Source organism: Sphingomonas sp. 320_CC, assembly GCF_059691795.1.
Genome location: NZ_JCAWAE010000001.1, coordinates 1275763 through 1297768, shown reverse-complemented (window position 1 = coordinate 1297768; position 22006 = coordinate 1275763). Strand labels below are relative to the sequence as shown.

Below are 22006 nucleotides of genomic sequence, written 5' to 3'. Positions count from 1 at the left end.
CCCTTCCGATCTAACCTACCGCCGTCATCCCGACTTTCGTCAGGATGACGGCCGAGCCGCTCAATACCCGAACGTATGCGCCAGCGTCAGCAGCAGCCAATACAGCCCACCCGACAGCAGCATCGCCACCGGCAGCGTCATCACCCATGCAAGCGCCATGTTCATGACCGTGCGACGCTGCAGCCCGGCGCCATTCGCAACGCTCGCGCCCGCGACACCCGACGACAGGATGTGCGTGGTCGACACCGGCATGCCGTATTTCACCGCCAGCAGGATCGTCGCCGCCGCGACCAGTTCGGCCGACGCGCCCATGCCGTAGGTCAAATGCGTCTTGCCGATCCGCTCACCCACAGTGACGACGATCCGCTTCCACCCGACCATCGTCCCGAGCCCGAGCGCCAGCGCGACGGTCACCTTCACCCAGGTCGGGATATAGCGAGTGCCCTGTTCGAGCCCGCTATTATAGCTCTTGAGCGTCGTGATCTCCTGCGCGGTGAAGCGGCTCTGCGCGGACTTGTCCTCGGCGATCAGCTTGGTCGTATCGAGCACGAGGTACATGTCGTTGCGCAGGTTCGGCGTCGCGGCAGCCGGCACCTTGCCCAGCGACCCATAGCTTTCGATCCGGCTCGACACGTCGTCCGACAGCGTCGCCAGCGCGCCATAGATGACCGGGTCGGCGACATGCTTACTCTTCAGCGCCTTGGTGACCTGCGCACGCGAAGTCGCAACGTCGGCGGGCGCGCCGTCGGCATGCGCGCGGTAGGCGGCCGATGCAGCCTGCGCCGACTGCACGAATGCGGGCATCGCGCTCTCGGGCATCGTCCGGTTCAGTGCATATGCGGTCGGTGCGCAGCCGATCAGGATGAGCATGATCAGCCCCATCCCCTTCTGCCCGTCATTGCTGCCATGCGCGAAGCTGACCGCTGTGCAGGTGCCGATCAGCAGCGCGCGGATGCCGCGCGGTGGCGGCGTCTGGCCCTCGGGCGCCTCGTACAGCTTCTTGTCGCGCAGGAACCGCTTCATCACGAGCAGCAGCAACAGCGCGCCGACGAACCCGACGATCGGGCTGAACGCGAGTGCGGAGAGCACCTTCCAGACCTGCACCATGTCGACGCCCGACGTGCCGTCCGCGCCGCCGCCATTGATGATCTGGTTGGCAAGGCCGACGCCGAGGATCGAGCCGATCAGCGCATGGCTCGACGAATTGGGCAGCCCGACCGCCCAGGTCGCGAGGTTCCACAGGATCGCCGCGAGCAGCAGCGCGAAGATCATCGCGAACCCGCCGACGCTGCCGACGTTCAGGATCAGGTCGACCGGCAACAACGTGACGATCGAATACGCCACCGCGCCCGACGACAGCATCACGCCGAGGAAGTTGAAGAACCCCGACCACACGACCGCGAGCGGCGCGGGCATCGAATGCGTGTAGATGACGGTGGCGACCGCGTTGGCGGTGTCGTGGAACCCGTTCACGAACTCGAACCCGAGCGCGATCAGCAGCGCGAGCGCGAGAAACGCGAACGCCCCGCCCGCCAGGCTCTCGCCGACCTGCGCGGTATCGAAGGCGATGCTGAACCCGGCATAGGCAAGCCCGCCGATCAGCACGGCGAGGAATATCCAGCGCCCGGACGGATGCAGCGCATGATCGAGCTTGGGACCGGTATGCGGCGCAGCGGTAGCGCTCGAATCAGCCGTCACCGCATCGGGTGCAAATGTGGAGGTTGCCATAGGAATGTGCAGTCGGCCCTTACGATGACAATCTTATGACAGATGTAAATCAAGCGATCGTTCGACCCTATTTGGGACGTCGCTCTCTACAATCCTCCCCCGCCAGGGGGAGGTGGCTGGCCCTCGCCAGACGGAGGGGGAGGCAGAGGACAACGTGCGTTCCGTGTCCTCCCCCTCCGTCGCTTCGCGCCACCTCCCCCTTGCGGGGGAGGATGTTCGGAACCGACTTCGTCGGACGTGAGTAAGTTAATTCACCGAGCTTCACCGATGCTCGCGAGCTGCATGCCATTGCGGCCGAACAAAGTGACCATCTTCACGTCCGCATCCGCGGTCATCTCCTTGCGGCATTGCTGCGCGTCGGCGAGCGCCGCGAGGCCAACACCGTGCGATTGGCAGGCGCCGACGATTGCCGAACGCAGCCGGCGCTGGAACGCGGTGCGCCCGACATCGCTGGTCAGGTCGAGCCCGGCGCGCGACACGCGCACCGATACCGGGTCGCGCCCGGAACTCGCGGAAGCACCCGTGGAAAACAGGCAAGCGCCGACGATCGCCGCCGAAGCGACGCTGATGAAAAGCTTCATGATGATGTTCCTCAAATGGTCCTGCGGTCCGCAAGGCTATGCCTGCGGGCGACGGCGCCAGCGCGTCGGGACACCTTTCTGGGTGCGGCATCTCCGACGACGAACCACGTCGCTGCGCATCCCCTACCCGTGATTCGTTACGCTCGCGCGACGGTTTGGCGACGGTCCGACGACGCGCCGAAACTCTAGATGAGGCGTTAGGTCACATCCCCGGATATCGCTCGAACGCAGGCAGAGCGGCCACATCCGCCATCCACGCCAATCGGTCGGCCACCTGGATATGCGCACCCGGCGCGACCGCCTCGGGATCGTCCAGCGTACAGGATTGCACGTCAATGATCCCCGGCAGATACGCCGCATTGGTATAGAATAGTCCCGTCCCGCACCGTCCGCAGAATTGACGCCGACCGCTTGCCGACGATTCATACGTCACCGGATCGCCCGAGATGGTCACCTGTTCGGATCTGAATGCGATCCAGCCTACCATCGGCGCTCCCGCGCTTCGCCGGCAATCGCCGCAATGGCACAGCGCGTGATGCTCGGGCTCGCCCTCCGCGACATAGCTGATCGATCCGCAATGACATCGTCCCGCCAGCATGCCCGCCTCCCTCTATGTTCTCAACTTGTTCCACGTATCGTCGAACCGCGCAAGTCATACCCGCTTGCCCCATCGCCCCCCGTTCCCTACCTGTTCACCGGTGAACCAGATCGCCCAAACGTCCGCGCCGCAAGCAGAGCCTCCCTATCTGCGCGGTCTCAACCCGCCGCAGCGCGAGGCGGTGCTGACCACCGACGGGCCCGTCCTGATCATCGCCGGCGCCGGCACGGGCAAGACCGCGGCGCTGACCGCACGGCTCGCGCACTTGATCTTCACCAAGAAGGCGTGGCCGTCGGAGATCCTCAGCGTCACCTTCACCAACAAGGCCGCGCGCGAGATGCGCGAGCGCGTCGGTCGCCTGGTCGGCGATGCGGTCGAAGGGATGCCGTGGCTCGGTACCTTCCACGCGATCGCGGCCAAGATGCTGCGCCGCCATGCGGAACTGGTCGGGCTCCAATCGAACTTCACGATCCTCGATACCGACGACCAGCTGCGGTTGTTAAAGCAACTGATCCTCGCCGCCGACATCGACGAGAAGCGCTTTCCGACGCGCAGCCTCGCCGGGCTGATCGACCAGTGGAAGAACAAGGGCCTCGTCCCCGCGGACATCGATGCGGGCGAGAGCGAACGCTATGCCAACGGTCGCGGCGGCGAACTGTACCAGCAATACCAGGCGCGGCTGATCGCGCTCAACGCGTGCGATTTTGGCGACCTGCTGCTCCACATGCTGGTGATCCTGAAGACGCACCGCGACGTGCTCGCGCAGTATCAGCAGCGCTTCAAATACATCATGGTTGACGAGTATCAGGACACCAACTCGTCGCAGTATCTCTGGCTGCGGTTGCTCGCGCAAGAACGCAAGAACATCGCCTGCGTCGGCGACGACGACCAGTCGATCTACTCGTGGCGCGGTGCGCAGGTCGAGAACATCCTGAAGTTCGAACGCGACTTCCCGGGCGCGAAGGTGATCCGCCTCGAACAGAATTACCGCAGCACGCCGCACATCCTCGGCGCCGCGTCGGGCGTGATCGCCAACAATGGCGGACGGCTCGGCAAGCAGCTCTGGACCGAGCGCGACGTCGGCGAGAAGGTCAAGGTCATTGGCGTCTGGGACGGCCCCGAGGAAGCGCGGCGGGTCGGCGAGGAGATCGACATCGTCCGCCGCTCCGGCAAGTCCTTGGACGAGGTCGCGATTCTGGTCCGCGCGCAGCACCAGACGCGCGAGTTCGAGGACCGCTTCATCGCGATCGGCATGCCGTACAAGATCGTCGGCGGCTTCCGCTTCTACGAACGCGCCGAAATTCGCGATGCACTGGCGTACCTCCGCGTGGTCAACCAGCCCGCGGACGACCTCGCCTTCGAACGCATCGTCAACGTTCCCAAGCGCGGCCTCGGCGACAAGGCGGTCGCGCGCATCCATCAGCTCGCCCGCGCCACCGGCACGCCGCTCACGACCGCCGCCGCGCGCATCCTCGACACCGACGAATTGACCGGCGCGGCGAAGAAGTCGCTCGGCCGACTGGTCGGCGACATCGCCCGCTGGCGCGACATGGCGACCAGCCTGCCGCACGCCGAACTCGCCCGCCAGTTGCTCGACGAGAGCGGCTACACCGCGATGTACCAGGCCGAGAAGTCGGTCGAGGCGACCGGCCGCCTGGAGAACCTCAGCGAGCTCGTCCGCGCGATGGAGGAGTACGACTCGCTCGGCGCTTTCCTAGAGCATGTCAGCCTCGTGATGGACAACGAGGGCGGCGCGCAGGACCCGCAGGTCACGATCATGACGATTCACGCCGCCAAGGGCCTCGAATACGACACGGTCTTCCTGGTCGGCTGGGAGGAAGGCCTGTTCCCGTCGCAGCGCTCTTTGGACGAAGGCGGCGTGAAGAGCCTCGAGGAGGAACGTCGTCTCGCCTATGTCGCGATCACGCGTGCACGCCGACTTGCGGTGATCATCCACGCTGCCAATCGCCGCATCTACGGCCAGTGGAACTCGTCGATCCCCTCGCGTTTCGTCGCCGAACTCCCCGCCGAACACATCGACACGGAAACCACGATGTCCGGCGGCGCGAGCCTCTGGCAGGCCAATTGGTCCGACCGCGCCGATCCGTTCGCGGACGTCGCGCGCGGCACCGGTCGCGGTCCCGGCTGGCAGCGCGCATCAGGCACCGGCAGCACCTTCTCCACCAAACCCGCACGCGTCGTCGAAAGCCGCTCCAGCGCGATCAGCCTCGGCAACAAGGGCCGCGACGACCTGTCGCTCGGCATGCGCGTGTTCCACCAGAAGTTCGGCTACGGGCTGATCGCCGAGATCGAAGGCAACAAGCTGGAGATCGATTTCGAACAGTCGGGCCGCAAGCGCGTAATGGACAGCTTCGTGACGCTCACGCCCTAACGACCTGAGGAGAAGGACGGATCAGCCGGCGGTCTGATCGGCGAGCGAGAATATCCGCTCCATCACCGCCCATTTCGGCCCGGTCGCGTCGATCGGCTTCTGATACACGTCCATCGCCGTCTCCCAGGACGCGACGACCGGCTGCAACGCCGGGTCGGCCGCGCATGGAAAATCGTCTTCGACCTCGGCGATCATCACGAGCCGGTCGGCGATCTGCCAGATCTCCATCTCTCGATACCCCCGCTGGACGATGTCGCGCACGACCTCGGGCCACACGGCGCCCGGCGCGTGGCGTTCGCGATAGGCGGCGATCAGGGCTGCGTCGTCGACGAGGTCCAGCGCGGTCACGATGCGATACGTCACGGAAACTCCTTCGATACGGCGTACTCCCGCGACAATAGCGTCGCCGCCCCTTTTCAAAAGTCACTTTGACTAATAAAACCAACAAAACGCACAACGACGCGCAGGAGATGGAATGAGACTGTCCGGCAAGACCGCGGTAGTGACCGCGGCGGCACAAGGCATCGGCCGCGCCACCGCAGAACGCTTCCGTGACGAGGGCGCACGGGTCTTTGCGCTCGATCGTGATGGCGATACGCTGCAGGCGATCGACGGCGTCGAACGTCTGGTCGTCGACCTGCTCGACGCCAGCGCGATTGCCGCGCTGCCTGCCGCGATCGGCGATATCGACATTCTGGCCAACGTCGCCGGCTTCGTCGCGGCGGGCGATATTCTCCAGGGCAGCGACGACGACTGGATGCTGTCGTTCGACCTCAACGTCCACGCGATGCACCGCATGACCCGCGCGTTCCTGCCCGGCATGCTCGCGCGCGGCGGCGGTGCGATCGTCAACATGAGCAGCATCGCGTCGAGCGTGAAGGGCATCCCCAACCGCTACGCCTACGGCGCATCGAAGGCGGCGGTGGTCGGGCTGACCAAGGCCGTGGCAGCCGATTTCGTCGGCCGCGGGATCCGCTGCAACTGCGTGTGCCCGGGCACGATCGAGACCCCGTCCCTGCGCGAACGCATCGTTTCGCAGGCAGGGACGCAGGGCATTTCCGTGAGCGAGGCCGACGCCGCGTTCGTCGCGCGCCAGCCGATGGGCCGGCTGGGCCGCGCCGAAGAGATCGCCGCGCTGTTCCTGTACCTTGCCAGCGACGAATCGAGCTTCACCACCGGCGCGGTCCACGTGATCGACGGCGGTTGGGTCAACTAAGGATCATTTGATGAAATTACTGCGTTACGGCCCCCGCGGCGAGGAAAAGCCCGGCATCCTCGACCAGGACGGTGCGATCCGCGCGCTGCCCGCCGAGCTCGGCGATATCGCCGGTGAATTGCTGTCGCCCGCGGGGCTCGCGAAGATCGCCGCGCTCGACGTGATGACCTTGCCCAAGGTCGACGGCGCGCCGCGGATTGGGCCGTGCGTCACGCGCACCGGCAAGTTCATCTGCATCGGCCTGAATTATTCGGACCACGCCGCCGAGAGCAACATGGACCTCCCCGCCGAGCCGGTCGTGTTCGGCAAGTGGACCAGCGCGATCCAGGGTCCGAACGACGATGTCGAGATCCCGCGCGGCTCGGAAAAGACCGACTGGGAGGTCGAACTCGGCGTCGTCATCGGCACGCCCGGCCGCCACATCGCCAAGGAAGACGCGCTGTCGCACGTCGCCGGATACTGCGTCGTCCACGACGTGTCTGAGCGCGCGTTCCAGCTCGAGCGCAGCGGTACGTGGGACAAGGGCAAGGGCTGCGATACGTTCGGCCCGATCGGTCCCTGGCTCGTAACCGCGGACGAGGTCGGCGATCCCCAAAAGCTGGGTCTGTGGCTCGAAGTCGACGGCCATCGCTATCAGGACGGCACCACCGCCAACATGATCTTCGACGTCGCGACGATCGTTTCCTACCTCAGCGATTTCTGCACGCTCGAAGCCGGCGACATCATCTCGACCGGTACGCCGAAGGGCGTCGGTCTGGGCCAGAAGCCGCCGGTCTATCTGCGTGCGGGCCAGACGGTCCGCCTCGGTATCGATGGCCTCGGCGAACAGACACAGACGATGGTCGCCGCCGCGTGACGACCATCACCGGCCTGCGCACGATCGACCTTCGTTTCCCGACCAGCGCGGGACTCGACGGGTCCGACGCGATGAACCCCGATCCGGACTACTCGGCCGCCTATGTCGTGCTGGACACGGATACGGACGGGCTCGAAGGTCACGGCCTGACCTTCACGATCGGCCGCGGCAACGACATCTGCGTCGCGGCGATCGAGGCGATGCGGCATCTCGTCATCGGGCTCGACCTCGACTGGATCATCGAGAATCCGGGGCGAATGTGGCGGCACCTGACCGGCGACAGCCAGTTGCGCTGGATCGGCCCCGACAAGGGCGCGATCCACCTCGCGACCGGCGCGGTGGTCAACGCGATCTGGGACCTTTGGGCGAAGGCGGTCGGCAAGCCCGTCTGGCGCCTCGTCGCCGACATGACCCCGGAGGAACTGGTCCGGACGATCGACTTCCGGTATCTGACCGACGCGATCACGCCGGAGGACGCGCTCACGCTGCTGACCAAGCGGGCGGAAGGTAAGGACGAGCGGATCGCCGATCTCGAGGCGACCGGTTTCCCTTGCTACACCACGTCGGCCGGCTGGCTCGGCTATCCCGACGAGAAGCTGCGGCGGCTCGCGCAGGAAGCGGTCGATGCCGGCTTCGACTATATCAAGCTCAAGGTCGGTCGCGATCTGGAGGACGATATCCGTCGCCTGACGATCGCACGCGAAGTGCTCGGCCCCGACCGCAAGTTGATGATCGACGCGAACCAGGTGTGGGACGTCCCGCAGGCGATTGAATGGGTGAACGCACTCGCCTTCGCGAAGCCCTGGTTCATCGAGGAACCGACCAGCCCCGACGATATCCTGGGCCACCAGGCGATCCGCAACGCGATCGGCGAGGTGAAGGTCGCGACTGGCGAGATGTGCCAGAACCGCATCATGTTCAAACAGTTCATGGCGGCGGGTGCGATCGACGTCGTGCAGATCGATAGTTGCCGCCTGGGCGGCGTCAACGAGGTGCTGGCGGTGCTGTTGCTGGCGGCGAAGTTCGACCTGCCGGTGTGTCCGCATGCCGGCGGCGTGGGGCTGTGCGAATATGTCCAGCACCTGTCGATGATCGACTATCTCTGCTTCTCCGGGACCAAGGAGGGGCGCGTGATCGAGTATGTCGATCATCTCCACGAGCATTTCATCGATCCCTGCGTGATCCGTGACGCAGCCTACATGCCGCCGACGCTGCCGGGCTATTCGATCGAGATGAAGCCGCAGTCGCTGATCGACTATCGGTTCGCCGGATGAAGCTCGGGCTCGCCGGCAAGGTCGTGATCGTCACGGGTGGCGGGGCCGGGATCGGCCTCGCCATCGCCCGCGGGCTGGCCGAGGAAGGCGCGATCCCGGTGATCGTGTCGCGGAGCGCGCCCGAGGACTTCACGGCCGAGCATCTGTTCGTCGCGACCGAATTGTCCGACGACGCTGCGTGCGCGGCGGCGGTCGAGGCGGCGGTCGCGCGCTATGGCCTGATCGACGGGCTGGTGAACAACGCTGGCGCCAACGACAATATCGGGCTCGGCCGGACGCCGGCTGAGTTTCGCGCCTCGCTCGACCAGAACCTCGTCCATTATTTCGCGATGGCGCATCACGCGGTGCCGCATCTGCGCAAGACCGGCGGCGCGATCGTCAACATCTCGTCGAAGACCGCGGTTACCGGGCAAGGCGACACCAGCGCGTATGCCGCCGCCAAGGGCGCGCAACTCGCGCTCACCCGCGAATGGGCGGTGGCGCTGCGCGGCGATGGAATCCGCGTCAACGCGGTGATCCCCGCCGAGGTGATGACGCCGCTGTACCAGCGCTGGGTCGACAGTTTCGACGATCCGCAAGCGAAGCTCGACGGCATCGTCGCGCGCATACCGCTCGGCCACCGCATGACCGAGGATCGCGAGATCGCGGACACGGTGGTGTTCCTGCTGTCCGACCGGGCAAGCCACACGACCGGCCAGTGGCTCTACGTCGATGGCGGCTACACCCATCTCGACCGCGCGATAGACTGACAAACATAAACATAATCAGGAGTGGATCATGAGCGGAACGACCGCCGACAGGAAATATGTGCCGGCGATCGTGCTGACAGTCGCGCTGTTCTTCCTCTGGGGGATGGCGAACAACCTCAACGACATCCTGATCGCGCAGTTCAAGAAGGCGTTCACGCTTTCCGACTTCCAGACCAGCTTCGTCCAGCAGGCCTTCTACATGGGCTATTTCCTGCTCGCGGTGCCGGCGGCGCTGGTGACGCGCGCGAAGGGCTACAAGACCGCGATCGTCACCGGACTGGTGCTGTATGCGGCGGGGGCGCTGCTCTTCTATCCCGCCGCGCATTACGGGGAGTATCTGTATTTCCTCGCCGCGCTGTTCGTGATCGCGTGTGGGCTCGCGTTCCTGGAGACGTCGGCGAACCCGCTGATGACCGAACTCGGCGACCCGACGACCGCGGCCAAGCGGTTGAACTGGGCGCAGGCCGCGAACCCGGTCGGCACCGTCGCGGGCGTGCTGATCGGCAAGTATTTCATCCTGTCGGCGATCGTCCACGACGAGAACGCGGTCGCGGCGATGAGCCCGGCGGCGCGCGAGGCCTTCTATCGCAGCGAAGTCGTCGCGGTGCAGACGCCCTATCTCGTGATCGGCCTCGTCGCGCTGCTGTTCGCGGTCGCCGCCGCGGTGATCCGCTTTCCAGAGCATCGCGCGGAAGAAACCGTCGGCGCACCGTCGCGGTTCGTCGACGTGTTCCGCCACCCGCGGCTGATCTTCGCGACGGTGACGCAGTTCTTCTACGTGGGCGCGCAGGTCGGCATCTGGAGCTATACGATCCGCTATGCGCAGGCGAACGTGCCCGGCATGGCCGAGCATGATGCCGCGGATTACCTCTTCGCCAGCCTCGTGCTGTTCGGGATCGGCCGGTTCGCCGGCACCGCGCTGATGGGCCGGATCGCGCCCCCTCGCCTGCTGGCGATCTTCGCGGTGGTAAGTGCCGTGCTGGCAGGCATCGCGGGCCTCGCCGGCGGGCAAATCGGGCTGTACGCGCTGGTGCTTGCCAGCCTGTTCATGTCGATCCAGTTCCCGACGATCTTCGCGCTCGGCATGGACGGGCTGGGCCCGCTCCGTCGCGCGGGCGCCTCGCTGATCATCATGGCGATCATCGGCGGCGCGGTGCTGACCGGGCTGATGGGGCATATCTCCGATCTTGCCGGGATCGATACCGCGATGCTGGTGCCGGCGGCGTGCTTCCTGGTGGTGCTGGCGTTTGCGGTAAAGGCCGGACGGACGCTGTCGGGTGAGGCGCTAGAGCCGACGATCCACTGAGCTCTGTATCGAGGCACTGGAAAACTCGCAGGACCTCCCGATGTTGCCACCACCCCGGCGAAGGCCGGGGCCCAGTTGGGGGACGGAGGTAACCAGGGACCGCCCTACGTTATGACGACCTTTCCAACTGGGCCCCGGCCTTCGCCGGGGTGGTTAACTTAAGCAGCGTGCGTGAGCGTGAAGCGAGCGTTAGGAGGCCCTGCCCTCAGACCAGAATACCCCGATCGATCTCCGCAATCGACCGCACCCCCGTCAGCGCCATCGCCACGCGCATCTCGCGCTCGATCAGCGTCAGCAACTGGGTCACCCCCGCCTCGCCCCGCGCCGCCAGCGCATACAGCCACGCCCGGCCGAGCAGCACGCCGTCCGCCCCCAGCGCCAGCATCCGCACCACGTCGAGCCCCGACCGCACGCCCGAATCCGCCAGCACCGTCAGCTGCCCCTTCACCGCCTCCGCGATCGCCGGCAGCGCCGCCGCGCTCGACAACACGCCGTCGAGCTGCCGCCCGCCATGGTTCGACACGACGATCCCATCCGCACCGATCGCCGCCGCCTCGCGCGCGTCATCCGGATCTAGGATGCCCTTGATGATCAGCGGCCCGTCCCAGCCGTCGCGGATCCATTCGAGGTCTTTCCACGCGATCGACGGATCGAAATTGTTGCCAAGCCAGCCCATGTAATCGTTCAGCCCGCTCGCCTTGCCCAGCACCGGCTCCAGATTGCCGAGCTGGTGCGGCCGCCCGTGCAAGCCCACGTCCCACGCCCAGCCGGGACGCCCCATCGCCTGCAACATCCGGCGCAGCGGCGCGCGCGGCCCCGACATTCCCGAATGCTGATCGCGGTAGCGCGCGCCCGGCACCGGCATGTCGACCGTGAACACCAGTGCCTTCGCGCCTTCCGCCTTAGCCGTGGCGAGCAGATCACGCATGAACGCCCGGTCGCGAATGACGTAGAGCTGAAACCAGGTCGGCCCGGTCGGCGCCGCTTTCACCACCTCGCCGAGCGAGCACAGCGACACCGTCGACAGGCAGAACGGTACCCCCGCGGCATGCGCGGCGCGTGCCGCCTGCGTCTCGCCGCGGCGATGGTACATGCCCGCGATCCCGACCGGCCCGAGCCCGACCGGCAGCGCCTGGTGCTGGCCGAACAGCGTCGTCGACAGATCGATATCGGACACGTCGCGCAACACGCGCTGGCGCAGCGCGATGCCCGACAGGTCGCTGACGTTGCGCGCGAGCGTCGCCTCCGCATAGGAACCGCCATCGGCATAGTCGAACAGGAACCGCGGCAGTCGCTTGCGTGCAGCCTCGCGGAAATCGAGAGTCGAGGCGATCGTCATGCGGCGTCTCCTATGGTCTGCGCATCGATCCTCAGGTCGCCGCGTACGGCGTTCCCTAGCAAGCCAACGCCTCCGCCAGCAACTTTCAGATATGAAAGATTGTTGTTCCGCGTCCGCGCGTCTGCGGCATAAGGATCGCGCCTGCCATCACGATAGCTTCAACCATGCCGCTTCCCTCGCCGCCGCCAGACATCAATAGCGCCAGTCCGCGCGTCTATACGGCGCCCGCGCTGGAAAAGGCGATCGACATCGTCGAACTCCTCGCACGCGAACCGAACGGCCTTACGGTCAGGGAAATCGCCACTCGCCTCGCGCGGTCGATCAGCGAACTCTTCCGCGTGATCGTCGTGCTCGACCGGCGCGGCTGGCTACACAAGGATCCCGGCAGCGATCGCTACCGCGTGACCTACAAGCTCCTCGAAACCGCGCACCGCGCGACCCCCGCGCAGGAACTGACGCACGTCGCCGCGCCGCTGATGCAGGCGCTTTCCGCGATCGCGGTGCAATCCTGCCATCTCGTCGTCGTCAACGGCACGTCCGGGCTGATCATTCTTCGACAGGAAAGCCCCGGCCCGACCGGTTTCGCCGTCCGGCTGGGTACCAGCATAGCCTTGGCGACAAACTGCTCGGGTCACGTCCTGCTCGCCTTCATGGCCGACGATGCCCGATCCGCGATCCTCGACCAAACAATGGACCCGGCGGCCCGCGACACGCTCGATGCCGCCTTTACCGAAATCCGCGAACGCGGCTATGAATCGATCCGCAGCGCACGGATGGGCGGCGTGTCCGACATCAGTTGCCCGATCTTCGGCTTTGACGGCCACGTCGTTGCCGCGCTGACCATCCCGTTCCTCGAGGTCATCGACGAGACCCCGCATATCTCCGCCGACGAAGCACTGGTTGCACTGAAGCGTACCGCAACGCAGATTTCGCAAGCGCTAGGCTGGTACGCGCCGGGCGCGGCGTCCGCCTGAGGTCTGAGGCTATTGTTATAAGCCGCATCCTCCTGTCGCTTGCCACCCTGATCCGTGGCTGAATGCGTCGAACGTAGGGCCATATCGACCAGTCAGACGGCGTTGGCGGGGCCGCATGGAACATCGTTCTGAACAGTTTCTCTGCTCTAATCCGGTGTCCACCCATCCGGGTAGAATAGTATTTATCTACCCGACGGCTGGCTAACAATACTAGAAACTTTTAAATGAATTGAAGGGTTTGGCGCTCGGGATCATCGGATCGCGGGCCACTCCGGCCTGATGTCATGGCCCCGACAAGAGGGGCTTTTCATGACTCGGCATCCTAGTTTTTCACGCGTCGCGGCGCTTGCTGCTGTCGGCATCACCACGCTGTCGCTCGCTGCGTGCGTCAATCCGTCGGCGAAGATCGCCACCTCGCTCGAGGGGTATGGCTTCCAGCCTGCGCAGTCGCAGTGCGTCGGCGACCGGCTCGAGGCGAACCTGTCGCTTGGCCAGCTCCAGCAGCTCGGTCGCGCAGCCAAGGCGTCGCGCGAAGGCGACACCACGCCGGGCCGCCTGACGGCCAGCGACTTCGTTCGCGTGTCGGGTCAGGTCAAGGATCCCAAGGTACCACTCGAGGTCGGCAAGGCCGCTGCTGCGTGCGGCATCCTGACCGACCCCGCATCACCACTCTAATCCGGAACCGCGGCATCGAGGCCAAGGCACACCCAAGGCGCACGATGCCGCGAACGGCAGACGTCAGGCCCCGTAGAGGGTTTCAAGGGACACACACATGCAAGACGTAACCTATGCGGGCGATACGGTCGTATCGAACACCCGCGATTTCGGGGCGCAAGCCTGGAGCTATGTCGAGATCTGGACACCCCGGATCATCGCGGCGCTGATCATCCTCGTCATTGGCTGGGCGATCGCGCGTGCCGTGAAATGGGGCGTCGCCAAGCTCGTCAACAAGACGCCGCTCGCGATCCACGCCAACGAGCCGAATGCCAACCCGCGCAACCCGACCACGATCGGCGCGCAGGTCGGTGATGCCGCCTATTGGGTGGTCCTCCTGATCGCGCTGTTCCTCGCCACGCAGCCACTGGGCCTCGCCGGCGCAACCGGCCCGCTCGGCGACATGTTGCAGGGCTTCGGCACGGCCATCCCGCGGATCATCGGCGCAGCGCTGATCTTCTTCCTCGGCTATGTCCTCGCCAAGGTCGCCAAGAAGGCGGTCGAGGCGGTCATCACGGCCAGCCATGTCGAGCGTTTCTCGACGCATGTCGGCGCGACCACGCCGACCGACCCGACGATGCTGCCGCGTACCATCGGTGGCATCGTGTTCGCCTTGATCATCATCCCGGTCTCGATCGCGGCGCTCGACACGCTGAACATCGCGGCGATCTCGCAGCCGGCAACCGCCATGCTGCGCATCATCCTCGACGCCATCCCGCACGTCATCGCCGCCGGCATGATCCTCGCCGTCGCCTATGTCATCGCCAAGTTCGCGTCGCGTCTGTTGACGCAGTTCCTGGCAACGACCGGCTTCGACCGGACGATCGGGTCGATCGGCATCTTCGGCAACACGGAGAACCGCGAGCTCGGCACCACCGGCCAGTCGACCGGTCCGTCGTTCGTGCCATCGAAGACGGTCGGCACCGGCGCGTTCGTCGCGATCCTGATCTTCGGCCTGATGGAAGCGTTCCGCCAGCTGAACTTCGCCTATGGCTCGCAGATCATGGCCGAGGTGCTGACGCTGTTCGGGCAGGTCGTGTTCGGGGCGATCATCATCTTCGCATCGGTCGTCATCGCCCGCTTCGTGGCGCACGCCATCGAGCGCAACGGCGACCAGGGCACGCGCGTTGCCGCCCCCGTCGTACGGATCGCGATCATCGTGCTCGGCACCGCGATCGGCCTGCGCTTCATGGGTCTGGCCGACGACATCATCAACCTGGCGTTCGGGTTGCTGCTCGGTGCGATCGCAGTCGCCTTTGCCCTGGCGTTCGGCCTGGGTGGTCGCGATGCAGCCGGGAATGCCGTGAAGCGGATGCTCGACGGTGCCAAGTCGACCGATAACCCCGCCGATCGGGCGATCGACGGCGACCGCACGACGCCACCCTCAGGGATGGATCGTCAGACGGACGGCGATCTCGCCCGTCAGGATGACCGTGGCGACATGCGGGACCTTACCGACCGCCCCTGATCTGACCGTCCTTCCCTAGACAATCAAAGGAGATTCTCATGAACACCGATACCCTCAACGGCGCAGCCACCAACGTCGGCGGCAAGCTCAAGGAAACGCTCGGCGGCGTGATCGGCGACACGTCGTTGCAGAGCGAAGGCACCGCGGATCAGCTTGGCGGCACGATCCAGAAGACCGTCGGCCAGGCGAAGGACGTCGTCCAGGACAATATCCGCCCGCTGCTCGACTATGTTCGCCAGTTCTCGAAGGAGCGCCCCTTCACCGCGGCCGCCGTGGCCGGCGTGCTCGGCATCGCGGTCATCAACACCCTGCGCGGCAAGTAAGCCGCCAGACGGAAACGCTCTGATCGGCGGGCGGGGCAGCGATCGCTGTGCTCTGCCCGCCACCCCAAAGACCGACGGGCGCTCATCGATGCACCCCAGTTAGGCACGAACGACATGGCCGACAGTCCACACCTTCAGCGCACGTCGACCATCGGTACGCCCGCTGGTCAGGCAGCCCGACCCCGCCGTATCGCTACCGCGCGACGGCTGGCCGCCGAAGTCATCGGCACGTTCTGGCTGGTCCTGGGTGGTTGCGGCGCTGCGGTTCTTGCCGCGGGCACGGGCGTCCCCGGCACGATCGGCATGGCGGGCGTGGCACTGGCGTTCGGCCTTACCGTCTTCACGATGGCGTTTGCCGTCGGCTTCATTTCGGGCGGCCACTTCAACCCAGCCGTCAGTGTCGGCTTGACGGTCGCCGGCCGCTTTCCCGCTCGCGACCTGCCGGGCTATGTCATCGCGCAGGTCATCGGCGGCATATTGGGCAGCGCGGCACTCGCTGCACTGGCATCGGGGACCGCAGGGTTCGACCTGGTCGCCAGCGGGTTCGCCGCGAATGGTTACGGCGTGCATTCGCCGGGCGGATACGGCGCCGCAACCGCGTTCCTTTCGGAGGCACTGCTGACCGCCGGTTTCCTGACGGTAATCCTCGGCGCGACCGACGAGCGCTCTCCGGCAGCGTTCGCCCCGCTGTCGATCGGTCTGGCGTTGACGCTGATCCATCTCATCTCGATCCCGATCGACAATACGTCGGTGAACCCGGCGCGCAGCACGGGTCCGGCGCTGTTCGTCGGCGGGTGGGCGCTGTCGCAGCTCTGGCTGTTCTGGATTGCACCGCTGAGCGGCGCCGCCGTGGCTGGCCTTCTCGGTCGCTGGCTGTTCGCGCATACCGATGAAGATCAATCGCCAGGCCCGATCGGCGATACCCCGGTCGAACTGATGGTCGGCGACGACCGCAATACTGCGCCGCGTGAAGGATAATCAGTTCGGCAGCCGCCAGAATGGGAAGCAATAGTTCACCTGGTCAACAACAACACAACACCTGAAGCAGCAATACAAGAACCGGTCTGAGATAATATCATAGTTAATACCATCGGGATCGACTTAAGTAACCGACACTGACCTTTCGACTCATCTGTCATACAGATTGCGCGCCAATATACAGATCTCCTTAGTATCGAAATGGGGCATTCTTGGTATAACGGATTTTTCACTCCATCTATGGATCAACTTAAGTGTATCTTCGTGACGACGAGGAACGACCATGACGAACGACTGCCTGGATATCTTCACACGGCCTCACCACTCGCTCGCGGGCACCGTGTGGCATGCGCCAGATCGCATGACGCGGCTCGAATGCTCGATCGAGTCGCACCCCGCCCCCGCCATCGTCTGCGGCTTGCGGGACCTGCGCTACGTCATGGTCAGTCGTAGTTTCCTCGCGCTCACTGATAGCACGGACGAGGATTGGCTGAGCCGCTCGATGTACGAGCGCAACATCCTCGAGGGCGTCGCGAACTACGCGGCGGTGAAGCGCGCGCTCGTCAACGCGCAGACGATCCCGCAGACCCGGGCCAGCCTGGCGATGCCTGACGGCACAAGCCGGCCCGTGATCGTTACCGGCCAGCCCGTCACCTTCGGCGGCCAGCCGTGCATGCTGTTTACGCTGACGGATATCGAAGCGTGGCAGCAGACCGAACGCCATTACGATCAACTCCGAACAAGCGTCGAAACCGCGTTCGCGACGTCGACGGCCTGCATGATGATCGTCGATCCGGCCGACAATTTCGTGACCGTCGCGAATGACAGTCTCTGTTCTCTGATCGGGTATTCGCGAAGTGACCTGTCCGGTCGATCGACCGATGACATCGAGATTTGGCCATCGGGAATTGCATCTGGGGCCGTCCGTACCAAGTGCGGGCAGCGTCTCGAATGCCAGATATCGGAGGCCACGATCATGATCGCCGACAAGGCCTACGCGCTTTGGACCTTTCAGGACGTCACCAATCGTCGGATCGACGAACGCAATCTGGCCGCCGCGATCGAGGCGACGATCTCGGAATCGAAATGGCTCAGCCACGCCATTCTGGACAATCTGGTACTGCAGTCCGAACCACCGCGAGCCGTTACGCCATCGGGCCTGAACGACCTGACCGCGCGCGAACGCGATGTGCTCGCGCTGATTTGCGAGGGCATGGACGACAAGACGATGGCGCGCACATTGAACGTCAGCGGCAACACCGTCCGCAACCATGTCGCACGCGTCTACAGCAAGATCGGCGTCAATCGCAGGGTGGCGGCGGCGGCCTGGGCGCGTGCCCGCGGGTTCGGCGATGGGGCCGATCGCAAGACGCTGCTGCCAAGCCCCGTCCCGGTCGTGACGCTACAGCCCTGATGGACACTGGCCTGATCGATGACGCCGCTGATATTGATCGAACCAAGCAGGCGCCGCCTGCCCGATAGTATCCGTGCGAGATGTCGAAAATACTATCGGGTTGATACAACCCGATCTGTTGCCGTCATTCGGATCACGCTAAATCACGGGACTTGACCAAACCCGGATGGAGAATGGGTGCTCATGAGTGATGATACCGATGATTTTGCCGACAAGGCCAGAGTCTCGGTTGCGGAGGCGATCTTCAAGCTCACCGGGGCAGCCCCGTCCGAAACTGACGTCGATGCCAAGGCCGCTCGTATCCCGAAAACTTCACTTGCGGTCGGCCGCACTCGTCGCACCGGCACCATCCACCTCAAACACTGAACATGAGAGAGACCAAGTATGAAGAACGTATTTGCACTGGCACTACTTGCTGCAGGCCTGGCGTTGACGGGATGTCACACGGTTAACGGCGTCGGCAAGGATGTGAAGTCCGCTGGAACGGCCGTCTCGAGCGCCTCGGGTGAGAGCGGCAAGAAGAAGTAACGGACATGGCACCGTCCGCAATTTGAATCGACTTTCGCCAGGACTTTCAGTGCTGGCACGAACATCCGGCGATATTCGCGACGGACGGTGAAACCTCGGAATGCCCTGCCGATCCTTGATCCGGCAGGGCATCTTTTTATCTGGAGCCGGGAATCGTTGAGAGTGTCGAACAGGCCCGTTTGAGCTCTGTTAACCGTTCGGCTGTAAAGACTCGGTGCTGCAATGAGAGGCCGAACGTGCGCATCGATCAACTTCAGCCTACCCCCACCGTGGCGGAACCGCTCGAGATCCCCGCGGAGTTGTTGGCGAGCGTACAGCGCCACCAGGCACATCTTGCCGAACTGATCGTCAGCCTGCGGGCGGCGGGACTCGGCGAGGACGTCGTCGATGCGAGCATCCGCACTCTGGTCGACAGCTATGCCGACGATCTCACCGTAGCAATCCGCGCGATGATGAAGGCACCGGATCATGGATAACGCCCTGCTGCTCGACGACGACGATGGCCGGGTCGCAGCCTTGCGTCGCCTCGACGTGCTCGACACCGCGGTCGAAGAGCCGTTCGAGAAGATCGTCACGCTCGTCCGCACGGTGCTCGCGGTACCCGTGGCGACCGTGACGCTCGTCGATCGCGATCGGCAATGGTTCAAGGCGCGACGCGGTTTGGAGCAGAGCGAAACGCCCCGCGCGGTATCGTTCTGCACGCATACGATCCAGCAACGCGACCCGTTGATCATCGAAAACGCGCTGGCCGACCCGAGGTTCGCCGATAGTCCGCTCGTCGTCGGCCCGCCCTATGTGCGGAGCTACGCGGGCATCCCCCTGCGCACGCCCGAAGGATATAACGTCGGGGCGCTGTGCGCGATGGATACCCGGCCCAGACGGTTCAGCCCCGCGGACATCGCCATCCTCAGCAATTTCGCCAACATCGTTTGCGACGAGCTCGAACTGCGGCTGATCGCACAGGTCGATCATCTGACTGGCGCGCTGACCCGGCGTGGCTTCGTCGATCAGGCGCAACGGGAAATGGAGCGTACGCTTCGCTACGGGCGGGCAAGTTCGCTGATCATGATCGACGTCGACCATTTCAAGCGGGTGAACGATACTTACGGCCACTCGATCGGCGATCAGGTCCTGAAGCAGATCGCCAGCCTTGCCGAAACCACGTTACGCCCTTGCGACCTGTTCGGTCGTCTCGGCGGCGAGGAATTTGCCCTCCTGATGCCGGAAACCAGCGGCGCGGCGGCTCTCGTCGTCGCGGAGCGCCTTCGGAATACCATCGCCGAACATCCGATGACGCTCCATGGCGGCGGTACGATCCACGTAACCGCGAGCTTCGGCGTGGCTGAGCTGTCCGCATCCTTCAACACGCTAACCGCCTGGCTCGAACGTGCCGACACGATGCTCTACGCAGCGAAATCCGGCGGCAGGAACCGTACGCAACTCGCGGAGCCGATGTAGAACGGCGGACGCGGAACGGCGACGTTCATAATTTTAGCGAAAACGTGGAGCGGGTGAAGGGAATCGAACCCTCGTCACTTGCTTGGGAAGCAAAAGCTCTACCATTGAGCTACACCCGCTAACGGCGATCTACGCCTGTCGGTCCGGGTCTTGCACCGGCTCTCGATGACCGGCCGAGTGCCACAGTCCTTGCAGCGACGTCAACGCCAAATCGTCCCGCGTGAGCCGACTTGCCCTGCGTGAACCGACTAGCCGCGGAGACCGAACACCTGCGAACGGTCCGCCTCCGGCACCAGTCCTTCGAGCACCGCCCAGAACCCCGATACCGCGCTTTGCCCGGCGCTCGCATACGCCTCGGCCATCCGGATCCGCGCAGCCTCGAACAGTTCGCGCTCCATCTTCGAACCCTCGGCCGTCAACCGCAGCAGCCGCTGCCGCCGGTCGCGCTCGCCCGGCCGCGTCTCGACCAGCTTGCGGTCCGCCAGTTCGTTCAGCACGCGTCCCAGCGACTGCTTGGTGATCGCCAGCAGCGACAGCAGTTCGCTCACCGTCATGTCGGGCTTTCGCGCGATGAAATACAGTGCGCGGTGGTGCGCGCGGCCCAGCCCCTCTTCGGCAAGACCCTGGTCGATCGACCGCGTCAGGTGGCTATAACCGAAGTACAGCAGCTCCATGCCGCGGCGGAGTTCGGGTTCGCGAAGGAACAGGGGTGAGGCAGAAGACGGAGTGGCAGGCATGTTGACCGGTTTAGACATCGCCCGTAGTCGTCGGCAACCCGCAACGAGAGAGATTTTCGATGTCCGTTCCAGCTTTTACGCCGTCTTCCGCCTTCCGCCATGAGCCGAACGCGACTCCGGTCGAGGCGAACGAGCGGGCGAAGCGGCTGATCGATCCCGGATTCGGGCGAGTCTTCACCGATCACATGGCGATGATCCGCTACAGCGAGACCGAGGGCTGGCATGACGCGCGGATCACCGCGCGCGCGCCGCTGACGATCGATCCGGCGTCGTCGGTGCTGCATTATGCGCAGGAGATCTTCGAGGGGATGAAGGCGTATCGACTCGCCGATGGCGGCACCGCGCTGTTCCGCCCCGAGGCGAATGCACGCCGTTTCCAGGATTCGGCACGGCGCCTCGCGATGCCCGAGCTGCCGGCCGAGCTGTTCCTCGAGTCGGTCGAACGCCTCGTGAAGACCGATGCGAACTGGATCCCGGAGAGCGATGGCGGCGCGCTGTACCTGCGCCCGTTCATGTTCGCGAGCGAAGTGTTCCTCGGCGTGAAGCCGTCAGCCGAATATCTCTACATGGTGCTCGCCTCATCGGTCGGCGCCTATTTCAAGGGCGGCGCCCCCACCGTGTCGATCTGGGTGAGCCAGCAATACACGCGCGCTGCTCAGGGCGGCACCGGCGCGGCGAAGTGCGGCGGCAACTACGCCGCCAGCCTGCTCGCGCAGTCCGAGGCGATCCGCAACGGCTGCGACCAGGTGGTCTTCCTCGATGCGGCCGAGCGGCGCTGGGTCGAGGAACTCGGCGGCATGAACATCTTCTTCGTGTTCGACGACGGCAGCATGGCGACCCCTGCCCTCACCGGCACGATCCTGCCCGGCATCACCCGCGACTCGATCCTGACGCTCGCCCGCGCGAACGGCATTGCGGTCCGCGAGGAAGGCTACACCATCGACCAGTGGCGCGCCGACGCGGCCAGCGGTCGCCTGGTCGAAGCATTCGCCTGCGGTACCGCGGCGGTCGTCACGCCGATCGGCACCGTCGCCAGTCCCGAGGGCCGCTTCACGATCGGCGACGGCGCTCCGGGCGCACTGACGATGCGGATGCGCAACGCGCTCGTCTCGATCCAGCGCGGCACCGCGCCGGACGAGAACAACTGGCTGCACCATCTCGCGGATTGACGTCCGCAAGGGCTTTTCACACGCCGCTGCCCCGCTATAAGGCCGCCTCTGTTGGGGCGTCGCCAAGTGGTAAGGCAGCGGCTTTTGATGCCGCCATGCGCAGGTTCGAACCCTGCCGCCCCAGCCAATTCTTTCCATATTCCGGATCTGCCGTATTTATCGGCAAGCCGCCGCCAGTAGCACGGCCGACTGTGCCAACGGCGT

At 65.0% G+C, this 22006-nt stretch carries 23 protein-coding genes and 2 tRNA genes; 18 read left to right on the top strand and 7 right to left on the bottom strand.

Annotated elements, in window-relative coordinates; translation table 11 throughout:
* Positions 1 to 60: 60 nt before the first annotated feature.
* From AC59GX_RS06040 to AC59GX_RS06030, 3 genes are all read right to left on the bottom strand, one after another.
* On the bottom strand, positions 61 to 1728 hold the full coding sequence (locus AC59GX_RS06040) for an inorganic phosphate transporter (protein ID WP_426280546.1): 1668 nt from the start codon (positions 1726 to 1728) through the stop codon (positions 61 to 63).
* 251 nt (positions 1729 to 1979) lie between these two features.
* Positions 1980 to 2309, bottom strand: a complete 330-nt coding sequence (locus AC59GX_RS06035) for a UrcA family protein (RefSeq protein ID WP_426280547.1) — start codon at positions 2307 to 2309, stop codon at positions 1980 to 1982.
* A gap of 202 nt (positions 2310 to 2511) precedes the next feature.
* On the bottom strand, positions 2512 to 2907 hold the full coding sequence (locus tag AC59GX_RS06030; protein WP_426280548.1) for a GFA family protein: 396 nt from the start codon (positions 2905 to 2907) through the stop codon (positions 2512 to 2514).
* Positions 2908 to 3016: 109 nt separating this feature from the next.
* Here AC59GX_RS06030 and AC59GX_RS06025 point away from each other — a divergent pair, with 109 nt between their 5' ends.
* The gene (locus AC59GX_RS06025) at positions 3017 to 5299 is read left to right on the top strand and encodes an ATP-dependent helicase (protein WP_120299660.1); all 2283 of its coding nucleotides are present in this window, start codon (positions 3017 to 3019) and stop codon (positions 5297 to 5299) included.
* Between the two features lie 21 nt (positions 5300 to 5320).
* Here AC59GX_RS06025 and AC59GX_RS06020 read toward each other — a convergent pair whose 3' ends face one another.
* On the bottom strand, positions 5321 to 5662 hold the full coding sequence (locus AC59GX_RS06020; RefSeq protein ID WP_426280549.1) for an L-rhamnose mutarotase: 342 nt from the start codon (positions 5660 to 5662) through the stop codon (positions 5321 to 5323).
* Between the two features lie 112 nt (positions 5663 to 5774).
* Between AC59GX_RS06020 and AC59GX_RS06015 the strand changes: the two genes are divergently transcribed.
* From AC59GX_RS06015 to fucP, 5 genes are read left to right on the top strand one after another with little or no spacing between them, the layout of a single operon-like run.
* Positions 5775 to 6515 (top strand): SDR family oxidoreductase, encoded by a 741-nt coding sequence (locus AC59GX_RS06015; protein WP_426280550.1) that lies wholly within the window; start codon positions 5775 to 5777, stop codon positions 6513 to 6515.
* 10 nt (positions 6516 to 6525) lie between these two features.
* The gene (locus tag AC59GX_RS06010) at positions 6526 to 7371 is read left to right on the top strand and encodes a fumarylacetoacetate hydrolase family protein (protein ID WP_426280551.1); all 846 of its coding nucleotides are present in this window, start codon (positions 6526 to 6528) and stop codon (positions 7369 to 7371) included.
* On the top strand, positions 7368 to 8645 hold the full coding sequence (locus AC59GX_RS06005; RefSeq protein WP_497301222.1) for an L-fuconate dehydratase: 1278 nt from the start codon (positions 7368 to 7370) through the stop codon (positions 8643 to 8645). Before AC59GX_RS06010 ends, AC59GX_RS06005 begins: the two co-directional genes overlap by 4 nt.
* Positions 8642 to 9394, top strand: a complete 753-nt coding sequence (locus tag AC59GX_RS06000) for an L-fucose dehydrogenase (protein WP_426280554.1) — start codon at positions 8642 to 8644, stop codon at positions 9392 to 9394. The genes AC59GX_RS06005 and AC59GX_RS06000 overlap by 4 nt, the downstream gene beginning before the upstream one ends.
* 28 nt (positions 9395 to 9422) lie before the next feature.
* Positions 9423 to 10700, top strand: a complete 1278-nt coding sequence (gene fucP / locus AC59GX_RS05995; RefSeq protein WP_497301219.1) for an L-fucose:H+ symporter permease — start codon at positions 9423 to 9425, stop codon at positions 10698 to 10700.
* A gap of 205 nt (positions 10701 to 10905) precedes the next feature.
* Here fucP and lldD read toward each other — a convergent pair whose 3' ends face one another.
* Complete coding sequence (lldD, locus tag AC59GX_RS05990; protein ID WP_497301217.1) at positions 10906 to 12039, bottom strand: FMN-dependent L-lactate dehydrogenase LldD; 1134 nt, start codon at positions 12037 to 12039, stop codon at positions 10906 to 10908.
* Positions 12040 to 12203: 164 nt separating this feature from the next.
* Here lldD and AC59GX_RS05985 point away from each other — a divergent pair, with 164 nt between their 5' ends.
* The 10 genes from AC59GX_RS05985 to AC59GX_RS05940 all read left to right on the top strand — a co-directional run bounded on the left by AC59GX_RS05985 (position 12204) and on the right by AC59GX_RS05940 (position 19896).
* Positions 12204 to 13013 (top strand): IclR family transcriptional regulator, encoded by an 810-nt coding sequence (locus AC59GX_RS05985; RefSeq protein WP_426280558.1) that lies wholly within the window; start codon positions 12204 to 12206, stop codon positions 13011 to 13013.
* Between the two features lie 309 nt (positions 13014 to 13322).
* Complete coding sequence (locus tag AC59GX_RS05980; protein ID WP_426280560.1) at positions 13323 to 13688, top strand: hypothetical protein; 366 nt, start codon at positions 13323 to 13325, stop codon at positions 13686 to 13688.
* Positions 13689 to 13785: 97 nt separating this feature from the next.
* Positions 13786 to 15195, top strand: coding sequence for a mechanosensitive ion channel (locus tag AC59GX_RS05975; protein WP_253072214.1), 1410 nt, complete (start codon positions 13786 to 13788; stop codon positions 15193 to 15195).
* A 38-nt stretch (positions 15196 to 15233) separates the two neighbouring features.
* A complete protein-coding gene (locus AC59GX_RS05970; RefSeq protein WP_426280561.1) occupies positions 15234 to 15518 on the top strand; it encodes a CsbD family protein in 285 nt (94 codons plus the stop codon).
* 189 nt (positions 15519 to 15707) lie between these two features.
* The gene (gene aqpZ, locus AC59GX_RS05965) at positions 15708 to 16496 is read left to right on the top strand and encodes an aquaporin Z (RefSeq protein WP_056486919.1); all 789 of its coding nucleotides are present in this window, start codon (positions 15708 to 15710) and stop codon (positions 16494 to 16496) included.
* 283 nt (positions 16497 to 16779) lie between these two features.
* The gene (locus tag AC59GX_RS05960) at positions 16780 to 17910 is read left to right on the top strand and encodes a LuxR C-terminal-related transcriptional regulator (protein WP_497301214.1); all 1131 of its coding nucleotides are present in this window, start codon (positions 16780 to 16782) and stop codon (positions 17908 to 17910) included.
* Between the two features lie 183 nt (positions 17911 to 18093).
* Positions 18094 to 18276: a hypothetical protein gene (locus AC59GX_RS05955; protein WP_426280563.1), complete on the top strand. Its 183-nt coding sequence runs from the start codon at positions 18094 to 18096 to the stop codon at positions 18274 to 18276.
* Positions 18277 to 18294: 18 nt separating this feature from the next.
* Positions 18295 to 18438 carry an entericidin A/B family lipoprotein gene (locus tag AC59GX_RS05950; protein ID WP_136189770.1) on the top strand — a complete coding sequence of 48 codons (144 nt, stop codon included), beginning with the start codon at positions 18295 to 18297 and terminating at the stop codon, positions 18436 to 18438.
* A gap of 236 nt (positions 18439 to 18674) precedes the next feature.
* Positions 18675 to 18914 (top strand): hypothetical protein, encoded by a 240-nt coding sequence (locus AC59GX_RS05945; protein ID WP_136189769.1) that lies wholly within the window; start codon positions 18675 to 18677, stop codon positions 18912 to 18914.
* Positions 18907 to 19896 carry a GGDEF domain-containing protein gene (locus tag AC59GX_RS05940; protein ID WP_426280564.1) on the top strand — a complete coding sequence of 330 codons (990 nt, stop codon included), beginning with the start codon at positions 18907 to 18909 and terminating at the stop codon, positions 19894 to 19896. The genes AC59GX_RS05945 and AC59GX_RS05940 overlap by 8 nt, the downstream gene beginning before the upstream one ends.
* 45 nt (positions 19897 to 19941) lie before the next feature.
* On the opposite strand, the gene AC59GX_RS05935 is transcribed toward AC59GX_RS05940, so the two are convergent.
* Together AC59GX_RS05935 and AC59GX_RS05930 are read right to left on the bottom strand one after the other, a co-directional pair.
* A tRNA-Gly gene (locus tag AC59GX_RS05935) sits at positions 19942 to 20015 on the bottom strand.
* A 129-nt stretch (positions 20016 to 20144) separates the two neighbouring features.
* Complete coding sequence (locus tag AC59GX_RS05930) at positions 20145 to 20651, bottom strand: MarR family transcriptional regulator (protein WP_136189767.1); 507 nt, start codon at positions 20649 to 20651, stop codon at positions 20145 to 20147.
* Positions 20652 to 20692: 41 nt separating this feature from the next.
* Here AC59GX_RS05930 and AC59GX_RS05925 point away from each other — a divergent pair, with 41 nt between their 5' ends.
* Positions 20693 to 21802, top strand: coding sequence for a branched-chain amino acid aminotransferase (locus AC59GX_RS05925; RefSeq protein WP_426280565.1), 1110 nt, complete (start codon positions 20693 to 20695; stop codon positions 21800 to 21802).
* 52 nt (positions 21803 to 21854) lie between these two features.
* Positions 21855 to 21929, top strand: a tRNA-Gln gene (locus AC59GX_RS05920).
* The last annotated feature ends 77 nt before the right edge of the window (positions 21930 to 22006 follow it).